The following is a 6,532-nucleotide window of genomic DNA, read 5'->3' on the forward strand; positions in this document are numbered from 1 at the left end:
TCTCTAGCCTCTGTTCAAAGGGAGAAGAGAACTAGGGATCGACGCGACGAGCCATTTTGCTGCCACCGGCCATGCCTACTCGTAAATCCAGCTTTGGGTGGCGGGCGTCCAGCTTACCAGCTCGGATTCCTGGAACCAAAGGGCGATCTCCCGTTGGGCGGTCTCGGGGCCATCGGAGCCATGGACGAGGTTGCGGCCAATATCAATGCCAAAATCACCGCGGATGGTGCCCGGCTCGGCGTCCAAAGGGTTGGTCTTGCCAATGAGCTTGCGAGCGGCAGCAATCACCCCTTTGCCCTGCCAGACCATGGCCACCACCGGCCCTGAGGTGATGAACTTCACCAAACCGGGGAAGAAGGGGCGCTCCTTGTGTTCAGCGTAGTGGGCTTCCGCCAGCTCTTGGCTTACCTGCACCAGCTTTAGGCCCACCAATTGGTAGCCCCGGCTTTCCAGGCGCTGGATGATGGTGCCCACCAGACCCCGCTGCACGCCGTCTGGCTTAATGGCGATAAAGGTGCGCTCCATGGGATCTCCCCTTGTTGTTACTCATCTTCACCGTTATCCTTGTACCGGATTGGGGATCCCCAGTGCAAGGGTGTCTAGGAGCTCACCACCGCCAACGTTAGGAATATAGCCCCCACTATTGCAATCATCCAGCCGGCACTGCGGATTAAGCCAGGGATCCTTTCTGCCCAGGTTTCAGCCGCCCAGAGGGCAAGGAGCGCTACCCCATATTGAACGGTGCTCAACCCCAGCAGATAGCCCAGCCAGGGCATGGGTTCGGCACCGATGATAGCTTCGGCATAGGCATAGCCATGGAATAGCCCCGCCAGGGATCCCCACAGCAGCAAGAGCCAACTTGGGATCTGCCGCGATTGAACCAGCAGTAGGCCAAAGAGAACTATGGAGCAGGCAATGGCCAACTCCGTCAGCCCCAGGGGATCCCAGCCGGCCAGGTGGATCCCGGTGCCCACCAGACCGGCCAGCACAAAGCCCAGCGGGATCCCATAGCGCCAGGGCTGCCCCGCCGCAATGAGACCAATGGCCACCACAAAGGCCAGGTGATCCGGGCCGATCACCGGATGGACCAGGCCCGACAAAAACCCCTCCCACCCTGTGGCCGGCAATCTCCCGCCCAGAGCGTGGTGGGCAAGAGCCGGCCAAGAGGCCAGCCAGGCGATCCCCGCCCCCAGGCCGATGGCCCAGCCGCGGCCCACTTGAGCAGGCAAGGCCAAAGGTCGCTGCCACTGCCAAGACATGCTTTTTGCTCCCTCACGATTGAACCTATGCGAAGGGGTCTAAGCTTGCTGTACCCATTTCTTTTCTAGTCTTCAAAGGCGCTCGCTGTACCCTTGTAGGTTCTCCGGTTCATATTGGCGCAAAATCCGCGTCGCCTCCCGCAGACGGGTTTCGCTCTCTTCCTGCACAATGAGCACGTACTTGCCCGCGTTGAGGCGGTTGCGGTAGGCCAGGGCATCGCCGGAGCCGCTGGTCAGGCCCACTCCTCCCCCGACAAAAAAGCTGCCCATGGCCCCACCCAGGGCACCCAACAGGCCGCCGATTAGGTGGTTGCCCAGGGATCCCGCCCAGGCAAAGGTATCCAGGCCGCTGAGGACGCTGAACCCCACTCCCGCCAAAAAGCCAAAGGGCACCAGCCAAATGGCCAGGCGCTGCATCTGGCGGCGGGCTGCTTGGGCCGGATCGATGAGCCCAAATTCATCCGCCGTTTTGTAGCCTCGCCCCAGCAGGTGCAATCGCTCCAGAGGGAAGCCGGCTTGTTCCAGAGCGCTGTAGGCCGCCTCGGCAGCCATGCGATCCGGCAGTACCGCAATGAGATAACTCATAGGAAGAGCTGCGCTTGTTATCAGCCAACTCCATTGTCTCCTGAGTTTGGGTAGGGATCCCTATGACACCGGCTTGCCCCACCGAGGCCCAATCCATCAGCCTCTACCAGCGCTTCTATGAAGTTGTGCGGCGGATCCCGCCGGGGCGAGTGGCCACCTATGGGCAGGTGGCGCGGCTTGCCGGCTATCCGGGGTATGCTCGCCAGGTGGGCTATGCCCTGTTTCGCCTGCAAGGCCAAAAAACCGACATCCCCTGGCAGCGGGTGATCAACGCCCAAGGGCGCATCTCCTACTCCCCTTTTCGCCTCGGCTACGACGACCTGCAAAAAGTCTTACTCCAAGCCGAAGGGATCCCCTTCGACGCCGAGGGCCGGGTGGACTTGCACCAGTTTGGCTGGGATCCGCGGCAAGCTTAACCTGAGCTTGACCCAATCTTAAACAAGCCATAGCGAAACCTCCCGCCCAGCCCTGGTAACGTGAACGCGGATGCGTCTTGTCTCGTGGATGGAGTGAAGGAACTGTCATGAAATCAGCTTGTCGCGCTCGAGGGTTAGCCCCTGCCGAGGGAGGGCTTCCGGCTTGGCTGAACCCTCTGGCCAAGTCCCTGTGGGTTGGGCTGTGCTGTTTGGTGCTGGGCCTGGCCAGCGCCTGCGGTACCAGCAGTAGCTCAGTTCCTCCAGCCGGCGGAGGAGCGGGGTTTATCGCCTCGGATCCCAATGTCACCCTCTCCAGTCAACCGCCCGCCTTTACGCTGCAGATTTTGCACGCCAGCGACTTGGAAGCTTCCATTGCCGCCGTTCAGGATGCCCCCCGCTTCTCGGCGGTGATCAACGCGCTGCGCCCCCAATTTCCCAACACCGTGATCCTCTCCAGTGGCGACAACTACATTCCCAGCCCCTTCTACAACGCCAGCACGGATCCTTCCCTGCGAGGTCGGTATGACCGCACGCCTGGCAAAGCCGACATTGAAATCATCAACGCCATCGGTTTTGAGGCGTCTGCCTTTGGCAACCATGAATTTGACCAAGGCACGCGCCAAATTCGCGACCTGATCCGACCCGACAGCAGCCGCGGCTACGCGGGCGCCCGCTTTCCCTACTTGAGCGCCAACCTCAGCTTCAGCGGCACCGGCGAACTGGCCAGCTCTGACTTTGCTGCCGATGGCCAAGAGGCCAGCTCCATCCGCGGCAAGATCGTCAAGACGGCGGTGATCACGGTGGGAGGACAGCGGATTGGCTTGGTGGGTGCCACCACCACCCGCTTGGCCGCCATTTCCAGTCCCGGCCCTGAGGTGAGGGTGGAAGGCAGGGTGGACGACACCGACCAGGTGAACGCTGCCCTCATCCAGAATTTCGTTAACCAGCTCACCGGCCAGGGCATTAACAAGATCATCCTCCTGGCCCACCTGCAGCAGCTCCAAAACGAGGTAACCCTGGCCAGCCAACTGCGGGATGTCGATGTCATCATCGCCGGCGGCTCCCACCGTGTTATTGCCAAGCCCACCGACCGCCTCCGCCCTGAAGATGTGCGCACGGGCGATTACCCCATCCTGCGCACCTCAGCCAGTGGCCAGCCGGTGGCGGTGGTCAACACCGGCGCCAACTACCGCTACGTGGGCCGCTTGGTGGCCGGCTTCGACGCCAATGGGGTGATTGCCCGCATCGATCCGGTAAGCGGCGCCTATGCCACCGACGACCAAGGGGTGGCAGCCGTGCGCGGCACTCCCAACCCCGACGTGGTGCGGGTGGCCAACGAGATCGGCAACATCATCCGCACCAAGGATGGCCGCACCTTTGGCTCTACTACGCAATTCCTCAACGGCCTGCGGGCCGAGGTGCGCACCGAGGAAACCAACCTGGGCAACCTCACGGCTGATGCCAACTTGGCCTACGCCAAAACTGTCGATGCCACCACGGTTATCTCCCTGAAAAACGGGGGTGGCATTCGCGCTCCCATTGGGGCTACCACCGGCGGCGGCGGCGGCGAGCCGGTGCGGCGGATCCCTCCGCTGGCCAACCCCGATGCCGGCAAGCAGTCAGGCCAAGTTTCGCAACTGGATATCGAAACTGCCTTGGCCTTTAACAACGGCCTGTCGCTGGTGACCGTCACCGCCGAGGAGCTGAAGCAATTGATAGAACACGGGGTGGCGCAAAGCCAGCCAGGGGCCACGCCGGGCCGCTTCCCGCAGATTGGCGGCTTTGCCTTCAGCTTTGATCCGTCGCGACCACCGGGATCCCGCGTGATCTCTTTGCGGGTGGACACACCCACGGGCCGGGATGTGGTGGTGCGCAACGGCCAGTTGCAAGGGGATCCCCGCCGTACCTTCCGCCTGGTGACGCTGGACTTCTTGGCCAACGGTGGGGATGACTATCCCTTCCCGCGCCTGTCTAACCCCAACCGGGTGAACTTGGCCCCCAGCTCCGGCATCACTTTTGACACCCCCGGCAGCGAGCAGGATGCGCTGGCTCGCTACTTGCGGCAGATCGGCGTGTTCACCCAGGAGGATACCCCGGCTGCGCAAGATACCCGCATCCAGAACCTCTCGGTGCGCCAGGATACGGTGCTGCAAGGCCTCTAGTCTGGGCTGTTGCCGAGCCCGCCGCCCCTCTCCTTGCTGGGGGAGGGGTTGGCGTTTGTCGGGAGCAAGACCTTGGACTTTTGGGAAGGGATGTTGCCAAGTGGATCAGAAAGGATCGCTGGTAATTTAGGGATCCCTTTTGGGTTGTCCGGAAAACTTGATCCCTGAGACCGTTGTTTTTTGGGCAGTGTTGACGGATTTTGGTCAAGGATTGGAACTACGCTACTATCGAGCGAAATTGACTTTCCCTCCCTTCGCCATTATGACCCTGGAAACGTTTTTCACCCAGCTCAACGCCAACGGCTTGACGATTGCCATCCTGCTCTTTGCGGCTCCTTGGTTGGTTTGGGTTCTCTGCCACTGGATCCCGGGGCAGTGGGAAGAGCCTTTTTTGCTCAGCTTGAACATCGGCTTGGCAGCGGTGAGCCTTGTCCTCTGGGCCGGTTACTTGGCCTATGCCACCAACACGGCTGGCTGGCAGGCGGTGGTGAAGCAGGCGGATATGTTTCTGCTGCTGGTGCCTCCCTACTATTTCCTTAGCTCCATCTGGGTGGCACGGCAGCGCATGCCGCTCTCGCGGGTGCCGGCTTTCCGCACCTTGCAAGGGATCGGCCTCTTGGCGGCAGTCTATCTCATTTTTTCTTGGCTCAGCCGCCGGGTCTATGTTGTCTTTTTTTCCTACATGCCCTTCTCAGCCTTCTTGTGGATCCTGGCGGGGTTGCTAGGGGTGGCCTATCTTGGCTATCGCATCGTCTTTGGGGATCCGCCCAAGTATCCTCCTGAACCCTGAGTGGGCCGCCAACAGGGACTAGAATTCGAAAGAAACCTTTTGCAACGGCAATGGTGACAGTCCCTCTGATTTCAGCCCTGGACATTGACTATCGGCCTCTCCAGGAGTTGTTAGCGGCGGGAGCCTGGTTGGAAGCGGATCGGCTGAGCCTGCAATTGCTGTGCCGGGCAGCGGGAGAGGGGGCGGCGCGGCGGGGCTGGCTGTACTTTTCCGAAGTGAGCCGGATCCCGGCAGAGGATCTGCGCACCATCGATCGCCTGTGGCGGGCGGCCTCCGGGGATCGCTTCGGCTACTCGGTGCAGCGGCAGCTCTGGCTGGGGGTGAATCGCAACTGGGAGCGCCTCTGGCCGCTGATTGGCTGGAAACAAGGCTACCACTGGACCCGCTACCCCGACGAGTTCACCTGGGATCTGTCTGCCCCCAAAGGTCACCTGCCCCTTTCCAACCAACTGCGGGGGGTGCGGGTTCTGGAAGAACTGCTCACCCACAGGGCTTGGGAAGACTTGTCCGGCTGAGCGTCTGTTGCAATCTTGTTATCTGATGGATCTGATGGGATGAGACTGTGGCTGAACAACTGCAACTGACTCAGTTTCCCCACCTGCCCGGCGATCTGGCCCAAGCCTGCGAGCAGGCCATCCAGGCCACACGCCTGGCTATCCAGGCGGGGTATCGCCGCCTGCTCATCGAGATCCTCGCCCCCGACATCAAGCCGGAAGTCTTAGCCCGTCCGTTCTTGGAGCTGCTGCCGCCACCGGCTTTGGTGTTGTTCAGCGATGCCGGCGGAGCAGCCCTGGCCCAGCGGGAGTGGGGATCCCTTCCCGACGGGATGCAACTGCAAAGCCTGACCGCACGCACGCAGCCTACACCAGACCAGAGCGTCCTGTTTGTAATGCCAGCAGTCTACAGCCTGGATCAGGTGGAGCGGGTCTGCCAGGTGGTGAGCGGCGGCGATCCTTCTGGGCTGGCTGCCAAAGGCCGGGATCCCAAGCCCGTCGTTCTCCTCAACCCACAACTTCAGGATGCCGCCGCAGTGGGGGTGGGGCTGGCTGGGCGCCGGCTGCGGCAACGCTTCCTGAGCACCTTTGAGACCAGTTACTACCTGCGCTCGCTGCTGGAAGGAGCCCTGTTTCGCGCCTACCCGGATCCCTGGAGCCTGTGGCAGCAGGAAGAGCCCGGCCTCTACAGCGTCCTCCAGACCTTTAGGGCTCGACCCAGCGGCGAAGAAGTGGCCGAGCTGTTTAGGGCCACCAGGAGAGGGGATCCCTGGTGGAGCTGGCGGCGCTGGCTGGGCGGGATCCCCTGATCGACCCGCAGCTTCAA

The 6,532-nt window shown here is 61.9% G+C and carries 8 protein-coding genes; 5 read left to right on the forward strand and 3 right to left on the reverse strand.

Going from position 1 to position 6,532, the window contains the following annotated elements:
- Positions 1 to 75: 75 nt before the first annotated feature.
- From ndk to NW853_RS04955, 3 genes are all read right to left on the reverse strand, one after another.
- Positions 76 to 525: a nucleoside-diphosphate kinase gene (gene ndk / locus NW853_RS04945; protein WP_414335826.1), complete on the reverse strand. Its 450-nt coding sequence runs from the start codon at positions 523 to 525 to the stop codon at positions 76 to 78.
- Positions 526 to 599: 74 nt separating this feature from the next.
- Positions 600 to 1,259, reverse strand: coding sequence for a HupE/UreJ family protein (locus tag NW853_RS04950; protein ID WP_414348119.1), 660 nt, complete (start codon positions 1,257 to 1,259; stop codon positions 600 to 602).
- Positions 1,260 to 1,331: 72 nt separating this feature from the next.
- Positions 1,332 to 1,844: a hypothetical protein gene (locus tag NW853_RS04955; RefSeq protein WP_414348121.1), complete on the reverse strand. Its 513-nt coding sequence runs from the start codon at positions 1,842 to 1,844 to the stop codon at positions 1,332 to 1,334.
- A 62-nt stretch (positions 1,845 to 1,906) separates the two neighbouring features.
- Here NW853_RS04955 and NW853_RS04960 point away from each other — a divergent pair, with 62 nt between their 5' ends.
- From NW853_RS04960 to NW853_RS04980, 5 genes are all read left to right on the forward strand, one after another.
- The gene (locus NW853_RS04960) at positions 1,907 to 2,260 is read left to right on the forward strand and encodes an MGMT family protein (RefSeq protein ID WP_414335821.1); all 354 of its coding nucleotides are present in this window, start codon (positions 1,907 to 1,909) and stop codon (positions 2,258 to 2,260) included.
- A 107-nt stretch (positions 2,261 to 2,367) separates the two neighbouring features.
- Entirely contained in the window at positions 2,368 to 4,422 is a 2,055-nt protein-coding gene (locus NW853_RS04965) for a bifunctional metallophosphatase/5'-nucleotidase (protein WP_414335819.1), read from the forward strand.
- Between the two features lie 238 nt (positions 4,423 to 4,660).
- A complete protein-coding gene (locus NW853_RS04970; RefSeq protein WP_414348124.1) occupies positions 4,661 to 5,212 on the forward strand; it encodes a hypothetical protein in 552 nt (183 codons plus the stop codon).
- A 50-nt stretch (positions 5,213 to 5,262) separates the two neighbouring features.
- Complete coding sequence (locus NW853_RS04975; RefSeq protein ID WP_414348126.1) at positions 5,263 to 5,727, forward strand: GUN4 domain-containing protein; 465 nt, start codon at positions 5,263 to 5,265, stop codon at positions 5,725 to 5,727.
- A gap of 47 nt (positions 5,728 to 5,774) precedes the next feature.
- The gene (locus NW853_RS04980) at positions 5,775 to 6,515 is read left to right on the forward strand and encodes a DUF1995 family protein (protein WP_414335814.1); all 741 of its coding nucleotides are present in this window, start codon (positions 5,775 to 5,777) and stop codon (positions 6,513 to 6,515) included.
- Positions 6,516 to 6,532 lie beyond the last annotated feature (17 nt).

The sequence above is a fragment of the Synechococcus sp. H55.11 genome, assembly GCF_047462475.1.
Lineage (GTDB): Bacteria > Cyanobacteriota > Cyanobacteriia > Thermostichales > Thermostichaceae > Thermostichus.

Bases quoted from the DNA above. Each gene is read 5' to 3' on its own strand.
- ndk (WP_414335826.1), bottom strand. From the start codon at position 525: ATGGAGCGCACCTTTATCGCCATTAAGCCAGACGGCGTGCAGCGGGGT.
- NW853_RS04950 (WP_414348119.1), bottom strand. From the start codon at position 1,259: ATGTCTTGGCAGTGGCAGCGACCTTTGGCCTTGCCTGCTCAAGTGGGC.
- NW853_RS04955 (WP_414348121.1), bottom strand. From the start codon at position 1,844: ATGAGTTATCTCATTGCGGTACTGCCGGATCGCATGGCTGCCGAGGCG.
- NW853_RS04960 (WP_414335821.1), top strand. From the start codon at position 1,907: ATGACACCGGCTTGCCCCACCGAGGCCCAATCCATCAGCCTCTACCAG.
- NW853_RS04965 (WP_414335819.1), top strand. From the start codon at position 2,368: ATGAAATCAGCTTGTCGCGCTCGAGGGTTAGCCCCTGCCGAGGGAGGG.
- NW853_RS04975 (WP_414348126.1), top strand. From the start codon at position 5,263: ATGGTGACAGTCCCTCTGATTTCAGCCCTGGACATTGACTATCGGCCT.